Below are 21,261 nucleotides of genomic sequence, written 5' to 3' on the forward strand. Positions count from 1 at the left end.
TGAACGTCCAAGCGGCCGCGAGCAGCAGCACACGACCCTTTGCGGATGATTACTCTCCTTCGACGAACGAACGTTGTGCCGTCGGAACGAGGCGATCAGGCCCAGGTGCGGCACGTGGCATTGGCGGTTGGCAAAATCGTCTCCGATAATCGGAAGGCGTTAGCCCCATAATCTTGCGGAATACTCGACGAAACCCTGCAACGTCGCCATGGCCGAGACTCCATGAGATCTCTTCAATGGTAGTCTGAGAAAACTCCAACATTTCGCGGCGCACGTGTAATCCGAAGCCGTTGCTGATACTCGCTTGGCTTCAGGCCGGTGGCGGCAACAAAACGACGCAAACATGCCATACAAGGAACTGACGTGGATGCCAAAGGGTCACATATACTGTTCGCTGGCGAACTGAGGCCAGTGCTATGCATGTGAAACCTGAAAGGAAGAGGGGAAAGCTCATGTTTCAGATTTCTCAACGCCCGTCACGTCGACGGGCTGCAGCGGCGATTGTGGCCGCTCTAATGGCGGTGTCTATGGCACCCGCATACGCGCAACATTATTCTCGCGGGGGACATGGTGGTGGATATCACGGCGGCTACCACGGCGATCACCGTGGTGGATCCCGTGGCGGCGTCGGGGGTGGCCTGATTGTCGGAGCACTCCTGGGCGCGGTAGCGGGTGCCGCGATCACAAACGCCGTGCAAGCGCCGCCGCCCGTGGTCTATCAGTCTGCGCCACCCCCGCCGCCGCCCGGTGCCGCTTACTATCCAAACAACTATCCGCCTGGTTATTGATTCAACAATGACCTGATTCGATCCATAGGTTTGCAAATAGGCCGCCTGAGCATGTTTCGCGGCGGCACAAGACCTGATAAATCAAAGAGCATCCATACATGAAAAACCCTGTTCGAAACGCATTCGTGCCCGCGCTATTGACCTTTCTCCTCGCAAGTAGTGCGGTATGGGCTCAGACGCCCGCGAGCAGCGCAACGACAAGCTCACCTGACGGACGCGCCGCCGCTCATGCCCAAAAGCATCAGGATATCGTGGAGCAGCGCATCGACGAACTGCATGCTGAGCTGAAGATCACAAATCAGCAATCCCAGCAATGGGACGCATTTGCGCAAACGATGCGCGATAACGCAAAAGCCGCCGACCAAGCCTTTCATGATCGGGCGCAAAAACTTCCCTCAATGAGTGCAGACGACTCAATGAAGTCATACGCTGCGTTGGCCCAATTGCACTCCGAAAATATGCAAAAGCTGTCGACCGCGTTCAGCGCGTTGTATGCCACGATGTCGGATGACCAGAAGAAAACTGCTGATGCGCTGTACAGGAATCAACATCCGAGTGGAAATCAGCATCGTAGTCAACACAAGCGTGCGCCTGGCGGCGGTACAGCGGCTGCGCCAGCCGCTGCATCCAATTAACCTCCCTGACCGATAGCACGAAGTGGCGTCCGGTCTAAGCCGGACGCCAGACCGCCCCGCCTCACGCTCGGTACGCTCGGGGCCGCTATTCCCGGCACCCTTCCGTAGAGCATGGAAGACGTGACGTTGAGCATCGTGCCGAGAAGCAGCAGCACCAGTGGGAGAAACATCGCGGCGACGATGCAAGCGGCCACACCATCGATAGAAGACATGACAAGCATCTCGCACCAATTTTTGCGACTCCATTCGTAAGGCTCATGACACTTGAGTCACGCGGTCTGGTCAATGCACCTCCTTCACTTCCGTATGGCGGAAAGCCGCGAGGACGACGGCACATTTCGACCATCGACCGTCGTGCCGGGGAAAGCAAGCATCGGTGCCAGGGTCTCGTTGTTTTCGGCCGGGAAATTCAGCTTCGGCTTGGATGCTTCGCCAAGCTTGCTCATCTGCCCGGCGGACAGCGTCACTTCGAGAGAATCGAGATTGGCTTTGAGCTGGTCGAGCCGCCTGGCGCCAATCAGGGTTGAACTGACGCCTGCCTGCGACCTGACCCAGGCTAGTGCCACTGACGCGGGACTGACGCCAAGCTCCGCAGCAACGTCCACGACGGTTTCGATGATGTCATAATCCTCCGCGCCTGGAACGCCGACCATGTTTGTACGCCGGGTATCGACATGGCCTACGCCGCCGCGCCTGAACTTGCCGCTCAAAAAGCCGCTCTTGAGTGGAGACCAGGGCATGACGCCCATGCCCATCGCCTGCGCCATCGGAAACAGTTCGCCCTCGCTGGTCCGCTCCAGCAGCGAATATTCAAGCTGCAGCGCGATTATCGGTGTCCATCCACGGAAGAGACTGATCGTCTGTGCCTCGGCTGTTTTCCAGGCGGGAATATCCGAGAAGCCGACATAACGAATCTTGCCGGCCGTAACAAGGTCATCGAGACCTCGCAACGTTTCCTCAATCGGCGCCGTACGGTCCCAGTTATGCAGCCAGTAGATGTCGATGTAGTCGGTTTGCAGCCGACCCAACGAGGCTTCGCACTGCTGGATGAGCGCCTTGCGTCCGGCACCGCCGCCGTTCGGATCGCCCGGAAACAGATTGCAATAGAATTTCGTGCTGAGCACGATCTCGTCGCGTCTGACCTTGTTCTGCCTGAGATAGTCACCGACAATCCGCTCGGAATGACCGGCGGTATAAATGTTGGCCGTATCCACGAAGTTTCCCCCGCGGCCTCGATACTCGTCGAACATGGCGAACGATTCTTCGGAGCTGGCGCCCCAGCCGAAGTCTTCTCCAAACGTCATGGTTCCAAGGCAATACGGGCTTACGCGCAATCCCGAACGCCCGAGCGTGACATAGTGGTTAAGAGGCATTGATTTCTCCTGTCTGACTTAGGGCATTAATCGATACGTGCGCCGGTGAGCTGCTCGCTCAATTGCCAGAGGCGGCCGGCCGCAATCGGGTCGGTAGCGCGAGGGCGCACACCGTGTAATTCCGCGGATTCATCGCTCGGTAAAGCGCGGGCAATATCGCAATCTGCGCAATAGACGCCTCCCATACCGTCGAGCTGGGGGCTCGTTGCGCACCAGATACTCGTCGCAGCCCCCTGCTGAGGCGTTTTTTTGTTGTTCTCAGGGTCAATGATCGGCTTGCCATCCTTGTCGATGACCTGATGGGCGTGTAGTTGCTCGTGCGACATATGCCGAACCAGATCCGTCACGATGCCGCCGGGATGGACAGAAAACGCCCGCACGCCCGAGCGTTGCCCGACCGAATCCAGCGCAACGGCAAACAGTGCGTTGGCAGTCTTCGATTGCCCATATGCAATCCAGGGCTCGTATTCCCGATGCTTGAAGTTGGGATCATGGAAGTCGATTCCTGCCTGGCGATGGCCCAGAGAGCTAAGTGCGATCACGCGAGCGTGACCGGATCTCACGAGCGCCGGCCACAAACGGCAGGTCAGCTGGAAATGACCAAGATGGTTGGCGGAAAACTGGGATTCGTATCCGCGTTCGTCGCGCATGAGTGGGGGCGCCATTACGCCGGCGTTGTTGACGAGAAAATCGACCCTGTCCGTCTTTCTCAGAACGTATTCGGCGAAGCGATCGATGGACGCGGGATCGAGCAGATCCATCGGCTGCAGCACGACATCGGGCATTTCGCTCAACGCAGCCCGCGCCTTCACGGAATCGCGGAATGGTACAAATACCCTCGCGCCAGCGGATCGGAACGCCTTTACCGTTTCAATACCGATGCCGCAATAGCCGCCGGTGACGACGGCGCATTTACCGGTCAGATCGATATCGCGAATGACTTCCGCAGCGGTGGAGGCCGCGCCAAAGCCGGAGCCGATGGGAGATTGGGGGGTAGGCATAAGTGTGCTCCAGATTGAATTCAGGCATGGTAGGCTGCCGGCTTCGCACCCGTAAGACGTATTCGTCCGCTTTATATGCGCAATCGTTCAAATCTACCGGTAGATCCGCTGTCGGACTTGCTGGATGTACTTCAGGCCCGGTGCAAACTGTCCGGGCAACTCATCGCGGGCGGTGACTGGGCGCACCGCTTTTCCAATCTGGATTCGATCAAATTTAATGCCGCGACCGAGGGCGCCTGCTGGTATTTCATCGACGGCATGACCGGGCCCGCACTGTTCGAGTCCGGTGACGTCCTGATCACCAACGGCACGCGTTCGCTGATCCTCGCCAGCACCCCGACGCTGATCACCAGTGCGACGGCGACGCCGATCGCACAAGATGACGAAGGTCGATACCGCCTGGGCCAGGCGGGCGGCTTTGCCATGCTCAGCGGTCTGGTCCAGGTGGATACGGATTGGCAGGCGCTCATCCTGAATGGTTTGCCGCCATTCATTCATATCGGCCGGACCATGCAGGCGGCCTCGCCGATCGCCTCGTCGCTGCTACAACTGATCGAGGAAATGAAACCGGGAAACAGGCCGGGTCGCAGCGTCGTGATTGCCGGGCTGGCGCAGGTGCTGTTCGTACAGACCTTGCGCGCGTATCTGGCGCACGCACCGCAAGGCGACGAGGGATGGCTCAAAGGTTTCGGTGATCACCGGCTGGCTGTCGCTCTCAGCTCCATCCACGGCGAGCCCGCCCGGAACTGGAACCTGGACGAACTGGCGAAAGCGGCCGGTATGTCGCGCACCTCGTTTGCCGTGCGGTTTCGCGACATGATGGGCGTGCCGCCGCTGACCTATCTGACCCGGTGGCGCATGCATCTGGCCAGACGCGAGATTCGGGCAGGCGTATCAGTTTTAGAGGCTGCGGCCAAGGTAGGTTACGCGTCCGAAAGCGCCTTCAGGAATGCGTTCAGACGTGTGACGGAAATGACGCCCGGCCAGTATCGGCAAATAGTCCAGAGGGCCGTTGTGGAGCTATCGGAGCCTCGCGACGTTGACCCCACGTGATGTTTAATAACGCCCCCGACAAGCTATTCGGCACAAAATTGCCTGGCCGGAAGCACGGAACCTCTCGTTAGGTTGACAGAACGAAACGACCCACACCCGCTGATCGCCGCCGGACATATGCGATGACCGCGTGGAACGTGCAACGGCCGTTCACTTTCCTCGCCTACCGCGCAGTCTGTCCGATGAGGATTGGTCGCGAGTCGAGCACCTGCTCCCAACCGGCAGTCCTGCCCGTGCTCGCCCACGGCTGGCGTACGTCAAATACTCGATGCCGTCCTCTGGGCCTGCGCCTCGGCATTCCGAAAAAACGCAATCCAAAGATGACCAACGAAACACCTGTTCCGGACTCGACGGAATTCCCTGTACAACAGCAACTCCAGGCCTACAACGCACGTGACATCGATGCTTTTATGCAATGGTGGGCCGACGACTGTGAATATTATGAGTTCCCCTCTCGCCTGCTCGCGCTTGGTGCTCTGCAAATCCGCGAACGCCACGTCGTGCGCTTCAAGGAATCAAATTTGTTCGGCCGGCTTATCCATCGCGCTGTGGTTGGAAACATCGTGGTCGACCAGGAGCGTGTGACACGAACGTTCCCCGAGGGTCCCGGCGAAATTGACGTGCTGGCGATTTATGAAGTCACCAACGGCAAAATAGCGAAAGCCTGGTTCAAGATGGGGCCACCAGAGTTGCGCGCTGACAATGAGTAATGACACTTAACCCCGGCCAGTTTCATCTCGGATTGGCCGTCAGGGCCAATGCTCGTTTCTGGCGAAACAGTGTCTCTTGCGATACGCATATACGGCACCTGCTCCGCGATACCAGGCGGGGTTATCAGACCCTCACGCGTGACATATAGCAATAATTTCGGCGCTCGATGCTTCCTGGAACGGGCCGCCGCTCCAGTTCCCGAACCATTCAATCTCTCGGAATCCGGCCAACTTGATGCGGCTCGCCAGTTCGTCACGAGACGTGAAGCGCAATCGGCTCTTGCTTATCTGCTGCGTGTTATCGCGACCGAAAACATAGTGTGTCTCAAACTCCACGAGCGGCTCAGCCACTGCAATGCAATCATGAAAGACGTCAACGGGACCGTATTTGTCCGATTGAATCGAGCGTGCTGAAAGCGCTGGCGTCCAGGTGGTCCAGGGCCGAGCAACGGGATTGCGGGTCTCGAACATGAATGTCCCTCCTGCCTTGAGAATCTCGCGCACGGTTCGAAGCGTTGCGTGGACTTCTTCGTCGGTCAAGAGGCACTGAAACGCATGCCCGGTCATGGTCACCACGTCGAACGGCGCGCGGTCCTGTACGCTCGCGGCCTCTCCTACCATCCACTCCACCGCGCCGGAACCCGGCCGGTGTCGAGCGTAGCTGATCATCGTGGCGGAGGGATCCACGGCGATGACGTCATGACCTGCGGCAGCCAGACGTAGCGCAAACGTGCCCGTACCGCATCCCAGATCCAACACATTCCGTCGCTGTTTGCCGATTTGCTCCGAGTAAAACGCGTAATCCCAATCTCCCTGATTCAATAGATCATAGAGATCGACGAGTCTCGAATCTGCATAGAGTGCGTTTTCACCGTCTGGCATGTTCTTACGTTCCTTCTATCGGGCGTTTTTGTACGCGGAGCAGTTCAACATTCCAGGTCAATTTTATCTCGTGCGTTTGCGAGCGATCTGGCGACCGATACCGAAGGACCGATCCGTGCCGCTGACCGCCCTCAAGTATCATGTCGACTCAAGAAACAATGAAGAGAGTTCAAATGTTTACCGGAATTGTCCAGGGCGTAGGTAGCATCAAAGCCATAGAGGATCATGGAGAACTAAGAGCATTCAGTATCCAACTTCCGGACGGATTCAGCACCGGTATCGAAATTGGAGCCAGCGTCTCGGTCGATGGCGTTTGTTTGACCGTCACGGCAATCCGTTCTCCTCTGCTAGTCGACTTCGACGTTGTTTTGCAGAGCCTGAGAATCACGACGTTAGCGGACGTAGCGGTGGGTGACAACGTCAATCTCGAGCGGGCCGCAAAGGACGGAGCAGAGATTGGAGGCCATCCTTTATCTGGTCATGTCGACTTCACCGGCACGATCCTGCAAATTGTCTCGTCGTCACACAACAGAATGGTTCGAATCGGCGTGCCGGTTGAGTTCCGCCGGTATATTTTCGCCAAGGGCTACATCGCCATCAATGGCTGTAGCCTCACGGTTTCGGAAACGAACCGAGATGAAGGCTGGTTTGAAATCTGGCTGATACCGGAAACACGGCGCGCCACCACTTTCGATTTGAAGGCAGTCAACGACAAGGTAAATATCGAAATCGACCGAAGCACTCAGGTGGTCGTGGATACGGTTCGGGAATCGGTGAAAGAAACCTTGGGCCAGTTGACCGAGGTGATCACCAGGTTGTTGGCAGACAAGGGGCTCGATATCGAAGAACTCCTGACTAAAAATATTCCACAGCTACCAAAGAAGTGATGCAAACGAGTCGTCTGCATCACCAAGCATACGACTCGTCCCCGCTTCGCATCACACGTCGCGCCGTTGGCGCCTCTCACCACGGAATGGTTTCGCCGTTCCAGCGCGTGAACTTCCCCGTGGGACCGTCCGGCCCCAGCATCGCCACCCGTACCGCCTCGCGAGCGCCCTCTTCGACGGTCTCGGTGCCGGCATATCCGTTGAGGTTCGTTTTGGTATACCCCGGGGACACGGCATTGACCTTGATGCCGTCCGGCTCGAGTTCCATGGCCATGGCGACCGTCAAGGCATTGAGCGCCGTCTTGGACGCCGGGTAGACAGGGCCGAAGACCGCACGGTACGGATAGGCGGGGTCCGAGGCCGCCGTCAACGAGCCAAGCCCGCTCGATACGTTGACGATGCGAGCGCCTGGCGTCTTGCGCAAAATCGGCAGCATCGCCTGGTAGATCGTGAGCACGCCAAACACATTGGTGTCCCACACCGCACGCATTTCATCGAGATCCACGTTGCCTGGGCACGTCGTCTTCGCGTACTCCTCGATAGACTGACCCGGCTGCCTCTTCGTATTCGAAATGGCCGCGTTCTGGATGAGCACGTCAAGGCGACCGAACTCGTTTCGAACGCGCTCGGCCGCGGATTGAACCGAAGCCTGATCCGTCACGTCGAGCTGAAGCGCGACGGCCTCCGGTCCCACTTCCGTGGCCGCGGCTTCGCCGCGCTCCAGGCTGCGCGATCCCACCAGCACGGTCAAGCCGCGTGCCGCGAGGTCCTTTGCAATCTGAAGACCGATTCCTTGATTCGCCCCGGTGACCAGAGCAACGGGTTTGTCATGCATGGCAATCTCCTGAACGTAATGCGCTCGTGCGCGTACCAGCCTTCTTCAATCCATGCCGCCGGCTCAGTGAACCTCAGCGAACCTCGGCAGCCCACGCTTCGGCATCTGCGCCGGCGGGAATGCGCAGAGGCGACGACGGGTCGGTCGCTGCGCGCCACACGGCCTCGGCGACGTCCTCTGCCCGGGTGAGCGGCGAAGAAGTATTCTGCAGTCCTGCGATAACTTTGGTGGCGAGATCGGCGTAGGCCTCATGGTCGAGACCATGCATCCGGGCGCGGGCGTTTTCGCCGAAGCGGGTGTCGGGCGCGCGGCCCGGCAGCACCAGACGCACCCGCACGCCAAACTGCTCCAGCTCTATCGCCATCGACGCGGTAAATGCATTCACCGCCGCCTTGCTCGCGCTGTACGCGGCAATCAGCGGCAGCGCCTTCAGCGTGACGCTCGACGTGACATTCACGACGACGCCGGCTTTGCGCTGCCGGAACTGAGGCAGCACGGCCTGGGTTACGGCGATCGTGCCGAAGGTGTTGGTCTCGAAGATGTCGCGTACCGTCTCAGGCGCGACCAGTTCCGCCGGCGAAGCCGCACCGAAGCCCGCGTTGTTGACGAGCACGTCGATCGGGCCGGCCGCCTCGACCGCCTGGCGGATGCTTTGCGGATCGGTGACGTCGAGCGCCAGCACGCGCAGGCGTTCTGAGGGCGGCAGCAGGTCGGCGCGCGGCGTGCGCATCGTCGCGATGACGTGCCAGTCGCGGGCCAGAAAATAGCGGGCAATCTCAAGACCAAAGCCGGACGAGCAGCCGGTGATCAGTATGGTTTTCATGGAAACTCCAGTCGAGGTGGTTTGTGTATGCCCCTTACGATAGACCGCCCCGACCGTACTCGCTACAATCTAGAATCCGAATTTCATTTGCAGGAGTCCGGCGATGATCGATCCCTTAGCCGAAGTCGTGACGCTGCTACAGCCGGGCGCGCGGTTTTCCAAACTGGTTCTGGGCTCGGGCGCATGGCGCGTTCGCCGCTCGGATAGCGGCCAACCGCTCTATTACGTGATCCTTGAGGGCGCCTGTCGCATGGCAATCGAGGGACACGAGCCTCTCGAGCTGGTCTCGGGCGATTTCGTGCTGATTCCCACGGCCTATGGCGTGTCGATGTCCAGCCTCGTGCCGCCCCCGCCGGGTGTGGAAGCGCTGGCGCCGCTCGTGCTCGGCAACAATGAGTTCGGCATCGGCGATCCGGATGGTCCGGTCGATTTGCGCATGATGGTCGGCCACTGCAGCTTCGGTTCGCCCGATGCATCGCTGCTGGTCTCTTTGCTGCCGCAAATCGTGCATGTCCGCGGCGTCGATCGGCTCGCCACTCTCGTGCAACTCGTGCGCGACGAATCGCGCGCGCAGCGGCCTGCGCGCGAGGTCGTGCTGTCACGACTGCTGGAAGTGCTGCTTATCGAGGCGCTGCGGTCCACGGCGGAAACGACGGCGTCACCGGGCCTGGTTCGCGGGCTCTCCGATGCCCGCCTTGCAGCCGCGATCCGCGTGATGCACGAGCACCCTACCCGCGCGTGGACGGTTGCCGACCTCGCGAAAGAGGCCGCCTTGTCACGGTCAACCTTCTTTGAGCGCTTCAACCGCGCGGTGGGCGTGGCGCCCATGGAATATCTGCTCACCTGGCGCATGGCGCTCGCCAAGGACCTGCTGCGTCGCAACGAGGGCCGCGTCGCCGACGTTGCACAGCGCGTGGGCTACAGTTCCGCCAGCACCTTCAGCGTCGCCTTTACGCGGCATGTCGGGCGGCCGCCCTCGCAGTACGCGCGCGAGGAGCAGGAGGCAAGCGGGGACGAGTAGTCGTGTTTCGCACCCACCCTTCGGAAATGCCGTCTCCTGCTTTGCCCCACGCGTGATCGCCGTGAACCGCCTTCTTCGCGCGCATCGTTGCGGATCGGCAAGCACCGCGACGTCCTCCGCCGTCGCTCTACGGACGCATTTCGAGGTCGTCGCGCGTGTCTCCGTTCAGGAATGCTGTGACGCCTTTGTCCACCAAAGAAGAGCAATATCGAAGCTCCGTCAAAGACACATCGCCAACCGAAATGCGCTTACTGGATTCATCGTGATCGAACCCATTGCGATGGTAAAACCCTTTGGCGCGATGATTCTCCGACAACACCCAAAGAGACACGGCGGAAAAACCTGCTCTACGCAGTAACTCTCGCGCGGCGTGGGTCAATCGCTGGCCAATGCCTTTGCGCCAGAATTCCGGCAGGACATAGAGTGCTTCGATTTCGGCCCATGTTGCATCTTTATCGGCATCTTTATCGGCATCTCTACTGGCGCCGAAAGCGATCCAACCCGCCAGTGCCTCATTCGCATACGCGAGCAACACCTTGAGCTTGCCGGTCTGAAGCAACTTCTGCCACATGGCCGCACGCGCCTCGATAGACAGGCCATCCAGAAATGCGGCCGGCATGATCCCCGTATAGGCGGCTCGCCAGGAAAGAACATGCACCCTCGCGATGGATTCGGCGTCGCGATCGGTCGCTTCACGGATTTCAACGGTCATCTTCACGGCTCCATTTGCGAAGGAGCGACATCCGCTCGCACCTCGCGCAGATACGCAACCACCGCCCCCGTCAGTGCCATACCGTGCAGTTGCTCCGGCGACACCAGACGTGCGGCAACAATCTCACGATTATCAAGTCGTAATTCAGGCAGGGCATCGAGATGCAATTCGAAGAAATGCACCCGGTCTCTGCGTCCGTCCCAGATGCCGCTGGCGTTGCCGGCAGGAATCAACGGAGACGATGGAAGACCAATCTCTTCCTCCATTTCACGCCGCGCCGCCGCATCCGGCGTCTCGCCGGGATGCAGGCTGCCGCCGGGGAAATTCCACTCGGTACGATACGATGACTTCAGCAGCAACAGCGCCGGCCCGACGTAGATGGCTACGAGCGCGCCCTCATGATGCGGCCGTCGAAGATGCCACCAGGCGCGCGCGATCCGGAATCCGAAGCGAAGCACCACGCGCCAGACAAAGTCGATAAGCATGGCTGAACGCGCTCGCTCGAGGCCCGGCATGAGGTTTTCCTTTTCTTTCGCGGGTCAGTGCCGCCTGGACTCGACATGGTAATGGATATTGCAGATCGATCAGCCATCGTAATCTGCTCCGGTTAACCCTACCGCAGCAATGCCGCGATATTGAACACGCCGAGACGGAAGGCACCGCGAGAATCCACGCGCCAAGAAAAAATTTTCCTTGGCGCTAAGGCTTGGCGAGATGCCCGAAGAAGCGACGCGCGAATGGCGTCGCGATTGCACACAACGTTATGGCCGGCCAGCGGTGTATGACACGCGCCAGATTGTGCCGTTGCCGTCTTCGGTCACGAGGAGCGCACCATCGTGGGCCGTCGCCACGCCCACCGGCCTGCCCCAGACGGCGCGGTCGCTCGCCACGAATCCGGTGAGAAAGTCCACGTACTCGCCGGTCGGCACGCCATGCTCGACGCGAACCCGCACCACCTTATAGCCGGTGCGCGAACTCCGGTTCCACGAGCCGTGCATCGCCACGAAAGCATCGCCACGATAGTCGGCGGGGAATGCGGCCACACCTGTGGTCGCCGTATAAAAGCTCATTTCGAGCGGCGCCGAGTGCGACTGCAGCAACACGTCGGGGACGATCGCCTTGCCGGCCAGATCGGGGCGCTCGCCCGCATGGCGGGGATCTTCGTGATTGCCCATGTAGTACCACGGCCAGCCGTAGAATCCGCCTGCCCGCACCCGCGTGACGTAATCGGGCACGAGGTCGTCGCCGAGTCCGTCGCGCTCGTTGGTCGCCGTCCACAACTCGCCGGTCTGCGGATCCACCGCGATGCCCGCGCCGTTGCGAATGCCCGTCGCAAATGTGCGCAGCGGTTGATGGCCCTCAGGGTCCGTCACGAGGATGTCGGCGCGATTGGCTTCCGCATCCCAGCCCGCGCCCTGCCCGTGTTCGGCCTCCCAGCGTTTGATTTCTTCGGGACTTTTCTTGCTCATGCTTTCGGCGACATTCGACCCGGAGCCGACCGTGATGAACATGCGCTTGCCATCCAGCGAAAACGCCACGTCGCGCGTGCTGTGGCCGCCGTGGCTTTCCGTCAGGCGCGGCACGACGGTCTGCGCCGCGCCGCTCGCCTTGAGCTCGCCGCTGCGATACGGAAAACGGACCACCGAATTGTTGTTCGCCACATAGATCCATTGCGGATGATCGCCGGGCGGATAAAAGGCGATGCCGAATGGCCGATCCAGATCGTCGGCGAAGACCTGGTTGTCGGACGGCGTCTCGGCGCCATCGGCGGCACGCAATACCCTGATGCGATTCTCAGCCGTCTCCGCGACGAAAATATCGCCGTTGGGCGCGACGCGCACGACGCGCGGATTCGACAGACCCGATGCGAACAGCCTGACCTTGAATCCCGCCGGAACGGATGGCGAAGCATCGGCGGGTTGCGTCACCACGCGCGGACTGTTGCCTGACGAACTCGTCTTGTAGGGCGCGGGCAGATCGGCCACGCTCAGATGATGCGTGACGCCCGGCGCGGCGCGACGCCAATCGCCGGAGTCGCCTCCAGCGGAAGAAGCCGGCGCGGGGTTCGCGCCGGCGGCGGCAACCTGAGCCGGCGCCTTCAAGGTGGACAGGTAGGCGATCACGTTGCTGCGATCGCCGGCATCGGCGACGGACACCGGCATCGTCGTGCCCGGCACAGCCGCCGACGGATTCGCAAGGAAGTGCTCCAGCGTGGCGGAATCCCACGTGACGCCTGAGCCGCTCAAGGCATTGGTGAAACTAAAGTTTGGGACGGAACCGGCGCGCCGCCCAACCACGCCCACAAGGCTGGGACCCTGGCCCATGACGGGCAAATTGCCGGGCCCCAGGGTGTCGGCATGACACATGGCGCAATTCTGCTGGAAGAAGACTTTGCCTTGCGCCGCGTTACCTGATGGTGGAACCTGGGCACCCGCCTCTACGGCAACGCCAAAACCACCTACGATTGCGCCGAGCAGGAGCGCCCGGGGGAATGATCGCCTCGATGACATGACCCACCTTCCGCAGATTGAGTTACCCATACTCTACGGTGGAATCGGGTTGCAGTAGACCCTGCCGAACCAACAAATGCCGATTCTGGCAAAACTGCCAGCGGCGCGCCATGAGCGTGTCATGCGGCAGGCGCGCCGCGCAACTGTTGCCGCTTACTGACACAGCCGTGCAATCACCGTGTCCAGTTCCACCTCGCCCTTGAGCACGCTAGCCGCATCGCCTGCGAAATCGATCCACCCTTCGTTAAAGCCATCCAGCATCTGCATGCGCGGCAGCGGATGCTTCATGCCCTGCGCGACGAACAACGCGTTCCACGTTTCGCGCGGCACGGCCTCGGCACGCACCGGATGCCCCAGCACTCGGGCGAACGCCGCGGCCAGATCGTTCGGACTCACGCGGCGCGGCCCTTCGATTTCCACCACACGCGTGCCGCTCCAGCTCTCCTGCAGCAATTGTGCTGCCACGCGGCCGATGTCCGCTGTCGCAATCATCGGCACTGGCTTGTCGAGCGGTTGCAGAAAGCTGTGCAAGACGCCTTCGTCACGCGCCGGACTCACATCCCACAGCGCGTTCTCCATGAACCAGCCAGGCCGCAGAAACGTGACCGGCAACGGCAATTCCGCGAGCGCCTGTTCCATCAAGGTGCGTTGCGTCAACAGGTTCGACTGGGTCGCCTGTGCGCCGATCGTCGAAAGACAGACGACCTTCTCCGGGCGCGCGGCATCGAGCGCGGCATTCACGGCGTCGATGACGATACGCGCTTCCGGAAAGCCCGGCTGCGGATCGAACTCCGACGGCGGCAGGATGAAGATGCCTGTAGCGCCCTTGAACGCCGCGGTGAGCGCCGCCGCATCGTCCATGTTCGCGATGGCCAGTTCGCAGCCGCGTTCGGCCCAGGCCTGAGCCCGACTCGCGTCGCGCACGACCGCGCGCACGGGTTGACCCGCAGCGAGCAGCGCGTGAGCGAGCGCGCCGCCGACCTTGCCGGTAATGCCAGTGATTGCATACATGATCTGCTGTCCTTGTGTCTGTGAAGGTGAGCGCCGGCGTAGCGAATCGACCGGTGCAATTTCATTTCGGATAACTTATTTTCTCTTCGCCGGGGATGCGGGAGTCGTCGACGCCACGGTGGCCGCCCGCAAAATCCACGCGGGCGAGTCGCATGATGACTCCCGCTCCTTCGGACGGAGAGTTGAAACGTGTTGTCGAGAGGGATTGTGCTCAAACAGGCAGAGAAACTAAATGATATGAATGGCATTACTTAAATGACATATAGTTACTGATCGAATGCCACGCCGTTGAGGATAGTCGTCGCCGCAAAATCGCGGCAGCCCCGGCGTTTATCTTTGGAAGACCAGGACCCGCCATTGACCGGAATGCAGCGCCATGAGATCGAACAACGAAAATCTGTCTAGCGGCATCAGCGTGTTTGCTGCCGTCGTCGATGCGGGGACCTTCGTCGCCGCCTCCGAGCAGATGGGCATGTCGCCGCCAGGCGTGAGCCGCGCCATCGCCCGGCTCGAAAAGCGCCTGAAAATACGGCTTTTCAACCGCACGACCCGCGCCGTCTCCCTCACCGAAGAGGGCCGGCGCTTCTACGAGCAGGTCATGCCGCATCTGCGCGGCATGGAAGAAGCGGCGGCCGCCGCCGCAGGGGACGCGGCCGCCGTGCGCGGCAAGCTGCGCATCAATCTCGATCCGGTGTCGTCGCGCCTCATTCTCGGGCCCAGGCTCGACGAGTTGATGGATGCTCATCCCGATCTCGAACTCGAATTCATCGCGCGCGATCAACTCGGCGATCTCATCGTGGATGGCTTCGATCTGGCCTTGCGCTTTGGCGAACCGCGCTCATCGAGCCTGATTGCGCGCAAGCTGCTGGACACGGCCATCGTCACGGTGGCGGCGCCCTCGTACCTCGCGCGCTGGGGACGTCCGCTGCAACCTCAGGATCTGGGGCGCGGCACGCATCGCTGCCTCGAATTTCGCCAGCCGGACACGGGCAAGCCTTATCCGTGGGAATTTCATCGCAAACGCAAAAAACTGACCGTCGAAACCAACGGACGGTTGACGGTGAACGATCCAAGCGCGCTCCTCAACGCCTGTCTCGCCGGCTTCGGCATCGCGCAGATGTTGATGCTCGGCGCGGAGCCTTTTATTCGTGAAGGACGGCTCATCAATCTGTTTCCGGACTGGCCGGATGAACGTTTTCCGCTCTATGCCTATCATCCGTCGCGGCACCATATTCCCGCCCGAACGAGGGTGTTCCTCGACTTCATCGTCGCGCTAACGCGTGAGAACAGGTAGCCCCGCTACGGTCGACGCAGGGAGGACGTAACACGTACCGCCTCGCGCGAGTCGGGCATCTTTACCGCAAACGGCGTGGCGAATCTCCGCACGAATCGCCTGGGCGAATTAAAAGCCAGATTATTGCGGCATTATTTGCCGCGCAAACCTTTGCGGACCCATCTAGCCCTATCCGACCGTCAAGAATCCCGCGTTTGTGCCGACAAACAAAGAACAGCCACCTGGCGGACCACCAGGCGGGCTTCACAAAAAAGACAGGCAGTGAGGATAACGACGATGACATGGCGCGTGTACACAATGCCCCGGCCGGCTAGCGCTTTCAACTGGATGCCCACGCTTGCCCGCATCCGCGAGCTGGTGGTGGCGGACGGTGGCCAGTTTTCGCTCCAGCTCGTCGAAGCGGAATACGAGTCGGCGACGGAAGCCGCGCGGGCGCATGGATGGGACGGCCAGTTCCACGATGGGCCGCACGTGTTCACGCTGCCGAACCCGGACGCCATGCAGTTCGGCCTCGTATGGACTCAGCCCGACGATATGCTTACGACGTTTATCGTTTCGCCGCGCCCGCTGCCCTGGCTCGAATGACGCCTGCGCGGGCCGCGCGCGCGGCCTGCTGGACGGCAAAGCCGCGCAAGTAATGTCAGAATCCGTCGTGCCCCATTCTCCTGGAGTCCGCGGAATGAGTGACCCGACCTTTGACACCTTCGCCGTCGAACGCCTGATTCAGGGCTTTACCGCGCCCACGCTGCCGCAGCGCAGACCCGACCGGGAAACCGTGGACGTCGCGGATCGCCGCGCGCGGCAGTGGACAAGCGAGGTCACCGGCCCGCTCAAACCCGGCTCCGACGCGCACCGCCGCGAGATGTGCCGGATGTTCCGCGAGACCTTCAATCCGTACCGGCCATCCGTGCTCGAATGGCCCACACTCGAACCCGACGCGCTCCAACGGATCGTTTCCCTGCCGATCTGGGATATCGCCGTGCACACCGAAGGCAAAGCGCGGCTACGCATGGCCGCCTATGCCGCAACCGTCGACGAACCGGACGTGCGCGCAGCCATCGCACTGAACGCGTGGGAAGAGAACCGCCACAAGGAAGTGCTCTCGCGGCTGGTGGCCGCCTACGGCATCCCGCTCCTGAGCGAAGCGCCCTACGTGTTTCCCAAGGACACCGAATGGGCCTATCTGGTGACGGGCTACAGCGAATGCATCGACAGCTTCTTCGCCTTCGGACTGTTCGAAGTGGCGCAACGCTCCGGGCTGTTCCCGCCGGAATTGATCGACACCTTCGAGCCGGTCATGCAGGAGGAGTGCCGTCATATCCTGCTGTTCGCCAACTGGGTGGCGTGGCATCGCGCGCAGTTGCCGTGGTGGCGTCGCATCGGCTTTCAGTTGAAAGTGGCCGCCGCGTGGGTATATCTCGGCTGGGAACGCACGCGCCTCGTGCGCACGCTCGACGCGGACGGCAACGAGCACACGCACGACAACAACTTCACGGTGAAGGGCGCGCAGGCGGTATCCGCCGTCGACATCAGCGCACGCGAACTGTTGACGCTATGCCTCGCGGAAAACGAGCGGCGCTTCTCCGGCTATGACCCACGTCTGCTGCGCCCCCAGACGATGCCGCGACTCGTGCGCATCGCGCTGCGTTTCATGCGCGCCGGGCGTTCGAAGTAGCGGTCCGGCCATCTGAACGCCGCGCAATCGTCACGCGATTGCCGCCTGACTACCGTGCCTGGTCCGTTATGAAACGGCCGCACGTAAACCCGGTAATGGTTTAGGCTTGCTTGCGAAAAGGCACCTGTGTGCTATAAAAAAATGCTAGTTAGCCTATCTACCGGTCGCCTCGCCGAAGAAACGGGCGCCGTCACAGGAGCGAGCGAGACAATCCATGAGCCTTCTGGAGCTCAGAGACGTTTCCAAACACTTCGGGGCGATTCGCGCCCTGACCGACGTCACGCTCAGTCTGGAGCCGGGTCAGGTGGTCGGGCTCATGGGCGACAACGGCGCCGGAAAATCGACTCTGGTGAAGGTGATCGCCGGCAATTTTCCGCCTTCGCACGGCGAGATCCTCATTGACGGCAAAGCGGTGCATTTCAACAAGCCGGTCGACGCGCGCGCCGCGGGCATCGAAGTCGTCTATCAGGACCTCGCGCTGTGCGACAACCTGACGGCGGCAGCCAATGTATTCCTCGGCCGCGAGCCGCGCATCGGCTTCGGACCCATCCGCATTCTCGATCACGCCGCCATGTACCGGCGCGCGGGCGAACTTTTCAAAGAGCTGAAATCCGAAACGCGCCCGCTCGATCTGGTGCGGCAGATGTCGGGCGGCCAACGCCAGGCGGTGGCGATCGCGCGCACGCGTCTCTCGGACGCGCGGCTCGTCATCATGGACGAGCCCACCGCCGCCATCAGCGTGCGCCAGGTGGCCGAAGTCCTCGAACTCATCAAACGCCTGTCCGAACATGGCATTGCGGTCATCCTCATCAGCCATCGCATGCCTGACGTATTCGCCGTCGCGCATCGCGTGGTCGTGATGCGGCGCGGCCACAAGGTTGCGGACAAGCAGACCGCAGCGTCGTCTCCGGAAGAAGTGACCGGCCTGATTACCGGAGCCATTGCCACCGCCTGAAACCGAATTGCTTTGGAGTCCAGAAAGTGAACGATCCGCAGGAAAGGCCCACGCCGATGGCGGCTCTGCTCGACAATCCGCAGGCCACGAGGACCCACACGCGCTGGACCGGGCTGCTGGCGAGCCAGGTGTTCTGGGTGGTGCTCGCCACGATTGTCGCCTGCGTCGTGCTGTCGTTCGTGACGTCCACCTTTGCGACGCAGCAAAATCTCTTTAACGTCACGCGCAATTTTGCATTCGTCGCCATCGTCGCGCTCGGCATGATGGCGGTGATCGTCACAGGCGGCATCGACATTTCGGTCGGCTCGACCATCGGCCTGTCGGGCATCGTCCTCTCGGTGGTGATGAATGCCGGCTATCCGATCTGGGCCGGCATCGGCATGGGGCTGTTGACCGCGGGGCTCGTCGGCCTCGTCAACGGCCTGCTGATTGCCTATCTCGACATGCAGCCTTTCGTCGTCACGCTCGGCATGCTGAGCGTGGGCCGCAGCCTCGCGCTGGTGTTCTCCGGCAGCCGCACTATTTTCGATTTCGGCCCCGACGGCAGCAAGCTGCTCGCGCTCGGCGGCGGCAAGACGCTCGGCCTCGCCAATCCCGTGTGGTTTCTGCTGGTGCTCGCCGTGCTGTTCTGGTTCGCCTTCGCGTGGACGCGCTGGGGCCGCTATGTCTTCGCTGTCGGCGGCAACCGTCATGCGGCGCGGCTCACCGGCGTGCCGGTGCGCCGCATCGTCTGCTCGGTGTATGTGCTGGCCGGTTTGATGGCGGGAGTCGCCGCGATTCTGGAAGTCGGCTGGCTGGGCGCGGTGACGACCGGTCTCGGCACCGGCGACGAGCTGCGTGTGATCGCGGCAACCGTGATTGGCGGCACCAATCTGATGGGTGGCATCGGCAGCGCCTTCGGGACCGTGGTCGGCGCCGCGCTCATCGAAGTCATCCGCAACAGCCTGATCCTGCTGGGCGTCGATTCGTTCTGGCAGGGCACGGTCGTGGGGAGCTTCATCATCATCGCCGTACTGTTCAACCGGCTCGGCGGCGAACGGCAAAGCAACTGATAACTGTGTGAGACAAGGAGACGACAATGAAGAAAATGTTGATGTGTCTTGCTGCGATCGGAGGGCTCGCCATCCTGGGCACCTCCGCCTCCGCAGCCGATAAAACCCTGGCGCTGGTCGTAAAGGGGCTCGACAACCCCTACTTCGACCTGATGCACCAGGGATGCGACCGCGCCAACAAGGAGCTCAACAAGCAAGGCTACACCTGCTACTACACGGGTCCCGCTACCGCCGCGGACGAAACCGCGGAAGTGCAGATCATCGACGACCTGCTGACCAAGGGCGTGGCGAGCATCGCCATCTCGCCTGCCAACGCGCCGGCCGTCGCCGAGGAATTGCGCCGCCGCAATGTGACGATCCCCGTCATCACCGCGGACGCCGACCTGTTGCCCAAGGACGCCTCGCTGCGCAAGACCTATGTCGGCACCGACAACTACGAGCTGGGCGTCAAGCTCGGCGAACAGTTGAAGCTGCTGATGCCGAAGGGCGGCAATATCTGCCTCGTCATGGGCAACCCCGCCGCCGAAAACATCAACCAGCGCGCCGCCGGCACGCGCGACGCACTCGCCGGCAAGAAGGGCGTCCAGAAACTGACCGGCGAAAACGGCTGGAAGGAAATCAGCGCCTGTCCGCTCTACGTGAACGACGACGCCGCCAAGGCCAACCAGATGATGCAGGACACGCTGACGGCCAACGCCACCGGGCTCGACGCCTTCGTGCTCGAAGGCGGCTGGCCGCTATTCGCACCGCAGGCGTATTCGCAGGTCGTGGCGCCGATCATGGACAAGATCAACAGCGGCAAGTTCGTGATCGTCTCAGCCGATACGTTGGGACCGGAGATCCAGGCGCTCAAGGATCATAAAGTCAATGTGCTGGTAGGCCAGCGGCCGGAGGAAATGGGCTACCAGGCGGCGATGGTGATGCGCGATCTCGCGGAAGGCAAGACGGTAAAGCCGGTGATTCACACCGGGCTGGATACCTGCACCTGGAAGAATGCGGATACCTGTCTCAAGCATTAAGTCGCCGATGCAGGATTCGCAGCGACGATGGACGAGGGAGCCGAGGTGGTTTACCCGGCTCCCTTTTTTTGCCTGAGAAGCAATACCGGTTGAGCCGGCTCAGCCTCGCACCGCGCTAGGTCCCGACCGTCGCCAGCAAGAACCGTCTGTCGAGCACAGGCACCTTTATGGCAACGGCCACCCTGGCTTTTTGACGCATCGAAATGGGTACTTGCGCGCCTGGCCACATCTGGCGGAATTCGCGACGCTTCGCTTGTATCGCTGCCGTTTCGCATATCCGCGCAACGGTGGGTCAATAGCTGATTAGATAGGCGCTCCCGACGAGTCATCCGGAGCCGCAACATGGTTTCAGTAACTGGCGCAGGCGCGCGCCCCATCAACGATCCTGCCGATATCCCGGCCGGCAACACCCAGGCCGCCTCAGACAAGCTCAGACAATCGGGGGTCGATTATCGACCCGGCACCGAGAGTCTCGCCCAGCCCACCACGGGCAGCGCTCACCTCGATATGCTGCGCACCCGAGCCGGCGACAAAGGTCTCGAACGGATGTTTCAGCGCAACATCAAGGTCAAGACGATCATGGACCGGGTCGACACATCGCACCCGGATGCCGTCAAGCCTGAGCAGGTGATCAAGGCGCTCAATACGCCCGGCTCACGCTACTCGAAACTCGCGGTCGAAAAAACCAGCGTGGGTAACCACTATTCACCGGCTGAGAACACCGTTCGTTTGATCGATCCGGATAATCATCCCTATGCCGCGCATGAGATGCGGCACGCCTACGATCATCTGCACGGCAAGCTCGATTTGCAGCAACCCGAGCATCGGCTCAAGTCCGAACACAATGCCTTCGTGTCGCAGCAGAAAGCGGCCGGCGAGCTTGGGCAGCCGTCCGGATTCGACCGCACGCCTTTTGAGCAGGCTAAAACCTACGAGGGCAAAGAGGGCTATCCCGGCACGGTTTTAGAAAGTACCGATGCTGTGAAGAAGTGGGTCGATCAGCAATGAGATGGCGCCGGGCCGCG

At 61.2% G+C, this 21,261-nt stretch carries 22 protein-coding genes; 12 read left to right on the forward strand and 10 right to left on the reverse strand.

Annotation, left to right across the window (positions count from 1 at the left end):
* Positions 1-49: 49 nt before the first annotated feature.
* Complete coding sequence (locus FQ755_RS38680; RefSeq protein WP_222105744.1) at positions 50-274, reverse strand: helix-turn-helix domain-containing protein; 225 nt, start codon at positions 272-274, stop codon at positions 50-52.
* 612 nt (positions 275-886) lie between these two features.
* On the opposite strand from FQ755_RS38680, the gene FQ755_RS17350 reads away from it, so the two are divergent.
* Positions 887-1,423 carry a Spy/CpxP family protein refolding chaperone gene (locus FQ755_RS17350; RefSeq protein ID WP_144156070.1) on the forward strand — a complete coding sequence of 179 codons (537 nt, stop codon included), beginning with the start codon at positions 887-889 and terminating at the stop codon, positions 1,421-1,423.
* A 296-nt stretch (positions 1,424-1,719) separates the two neighbouring features.
* Here FQ755_RS17350 and FQ755_RS17355 read toward each other — a convergent pair whose 3' ends face one another.
* A complete protein-coding gene (locus FQ755_RS17355) occupies positions 1,720-2,727 on the reverse strand; it encodes an aldo/keto reductase (protein ID WP_222105745.1) in 1,008 nt (335 codons plus the stop codon).
* Positions 2,728-2,822: 95 nt separating this feature from the next.
* Positions 2,823-3,797, reverse strand: a complete 975-nt coding sequence (locus tag FQ755_RS17360; RefSeq protein ID WP_144156072.1) for an oxidoreductase — start codon at positions 3,795-3,797, stop codon at positions 2,823-2,825.
* A gap of 75 nt (positions 3,798-3,872) precedes the next feature.
* On the opposite strand from FQ755_RS17360, the gene FQ755_RS17365 reads away from it, so the two are divergent.
* Both FQ755_RS17365 and FQ755_RS17370 read left to right on the forward strand, forming a co-directional pair.
* Complete coding sequence (locus FQ755_RS17365; protein ID WP_144156073.1) at positions 3,873-4,850, forward strand: AraC family transcriptional regulator; 978 nt, start codon at positions 3,873-3,875, stop codon at positions 4,848-4,850.
* Between the two features lie 122 nt (positions 4,851-4,972).
* Positions 4,973-5,560: a nuclear transport factor 2 family protein gene (locus FQ755_RS17370; protein WP_222105746.1), complete on the forward strand. Its 588-nt coding sequence runs from the start codon at positions 4,973-4,975 to the stop codon at positions 5,558-5,560.
* A 132-nt stretch (positions 5,561-5,692) separates the two neighbouring features.
* On the opposite strand, the gene FQ755_RS17375 is transcribed toward FQ755_RS17370, so the two are convergent.
* A complete protein-coding gene (locus FQ755_RS17375; protein WP_144156074.1) occupies positions 5,693-6,442 on the reverse strand; it encodes a class I SAM-dependent methyltransferase in 750 nt (249 codons plus the stop codon).
* Positions 6,443-6,615: 173 nt separating this feature from the next.
* On the opposite strand from FQ755_RS17375, the gene FQ755_RS17380 reads away from it, so the two are divergent.
* The gene (locus FQ755_RS17380; protein WP_144156123.1) at positions 6,616-7,329 is read left to right on the forward strand and encodes a riboflavin synthase subunit alpha; all 714 of its coding nucleotides are present in this window, start codon (positions 6,616-6,618) and stop codon (positions 7,327-7,329) included.
* A gap of 76 nt (positions 7,330-7,405) precedes the next feature.
* Here FQ755_RS17380 and FQ755_RS17385 read toward each other — a convergent pair whose 3' ends face one another.
* Together FQ755_RS17385 and FQ755_RS17390 are read right to left on the reverse strand one after the other, a co-directional pair.
* A complete protein-coding gene (locus FQ755_RS17385) occupies positions 7,406-8,164 on the reverse strand; it encodes an SDR family oxidoreductase (protein WP_144156075.1) in 759 nt (252 codons plus the stop codon).
* Positions 8,165-8,237: 73 nt separating this feature from the next.
* Entirely contained in the window at positions 8,238-8,987 is a 750-nt protein-coding gene (locus FQ755_RS17390) for an SDR family oxidoreductase (RefSeq protein WP_144156076.1), read from the reverse strand.
* Between the two features lie 103 nt (positions 8,988-9,090).
* On the opposite strand from FQ755_RS17390, the gene FQ755_RS17395 reads away from it, so the two are divergent.
* Positions 9,091-10,008: an AraC family transcriptional regulator gene (locus FQ755_RS17395; protein WP_144156077.1), complete on the forward strand. Its 918-nt coding sequence runs from the start codon at positions 9,091-9,093 to the stop codon at positions 10,006-10,008.
* Positions 10,009-10,135: 127 nt separating this feature from the next.
* On the opposite strand, the gene FQ755_RS17400 is transcribed toward FQ755_RS17395, so the two are convergent.
* From FQ755_RS17400 to FQ755_RS17415, 4 genes are all read right to left on the reverse strand, one after another.
* On the reverse strand, positions 10,136-10,720 hold the full coding sequence (locus FQ755_RS17400; RefSeq protein WP_144156078.1) for a GNAT family N-acetyltransferase: 585 nt from the start codon (positions 10,718-10,720) through the stop codon (positions 10,136-10,138).
* A gap of 2 nt (positions 10,721-10,722) precedes the next feature.
* Positions 10,723-11,235: an NUDIX domain-containing protein gene (locus FQ755_RS17405; protein WP_144156079.1), complete on the reverse strand. Its 513-nt coding sequence runs from the start codon at positions 11,233-11,235 to the stop codon at positions 10,723-10,725.
* 246 nt (positions 11,236-11,481) lie between these two features.
* Positions 11,482-13,230: a PQQ-dependent sugar dehydrogenase gene (locus FQ755_RS17410; protein ID WP_222105747.1), complete on the reverse strand. Its 1,749-nt coding sequence runs from the start codon at positions 13,228-13,230 to the stop codon at positions 11,482-11,484.
* Between the two features lie 153 nt (positions 13,231-13,383).
* A complete protein-coding gene (locus FQ755_RS17415; RefSeq protein WP_144156081.1) occupies positions 13,384-14,241 on the reverse strand; it encodes an NmrA family NAD(P)-binding protein in 858 nt (285 codons plus the stop codon).
* Between the two features lie 376 nt (positions 14,242-14,617).
* On the opposite strand from FQ755_RS17415, the gene FQ755_RS17420 reads away from it, so the two are divergent.
* The 7 genes from FQ755_RS17420 to FQ755_RS17455 all read left to right on the forward strand — a co-directional run bounded on the left by FQ755_RS17420 (position 14,618) and on the right by FQ755_RS17455 (position 21,244).
* Positions 14,618-15,535: a LysR family transcriptional regulator gene (locus FQ755_RS17420; protein ID WP_144156082.1), complete on the forward strand. Its 918-nt coding sequence runs from the start codon at positions 14,618-14,620 to the stop codon at positions 15,533-15,535.
* A gap of 276 nt (positions 15,536-15,811) precedes the next feature.
* A complete protein-coding gene (locus tag FQ755_RS17425) occupies positions 15,812-16,120 on the forward strand; it encodes a hypothetical protein (protein ID WP_144156083.1) in 309 nt (102 codons plus the stop codon).
* A 94-nt stretch (positions 16,121-16,214) separates the two neighbouring features.
* On the forward strand, positions 16,215-17,210 hold the full coding sequence (locus tag FQ755_RS17430) for a ferritin-like domain-containing protein (RefSeq protein WP_186308563.1): 996 nt from the start codon (positions 16,215-16,217) through the stop codon (positions 17,208-17,210).
* 214 nt (positions 17,211-17,424) lie between these two features.
* The gene (locus FQ755_RS17435; protein ID WP_144156084.1) at positions 17,425-18,165 is read left to right on the forward strand and encodes an ATP-binding cassette domain-containing protein; all 741 of its coding nucleotides are present in this window, start codon (positions 17,425-17,427) and stop codon (positions 18,163-18,165) included.
* 26 nt (positions 18,166-18,191) lie between these two features.
* A complete protein-coding gene (locus FQ755_RS17440) occupies positions 18,192-19,217 on the forward strand; it encodes an ABC transporter permease (protein ID WP_260858658.1) in 1,026 nt (341 codons plus the stop codon).
* 26 nt (positions 19,218-19,243) lie between these two features.
* Complete coding sequence (locus FQ755_RS17445; RefSeq protein WP_144156085.1) at positions 19,244-20,236, forward strand: sugar-binding protein; 993 nt, start codon at positions 19,244-19,246, stop codon at positions 20,234-20,236.
* Positions 20,237-20,578: 342 nt separating this feature from the next.
* Entirely contained in the window at positions 20,579-21,244 is a 666-nt protein-coding gene (locus tag FQ755_RS17455; RefSeq protein ID WP_144156086.1) for a hypothetical protein, read from the forward strand.
* The last annotated feature ends 17 nt before the right edge of the window (positions 21,245-21,261 follow it).

Origin of the sequence: Paraburkholderia sp. BCC1885 (assembly GCF_900996235.1) — a bacterium.
Lineage (GTDB): Bacteria > Pseudomonadota > Gammaproteobacteria > Burkholderiales > Burkholderiaceae > Paraburkholderia.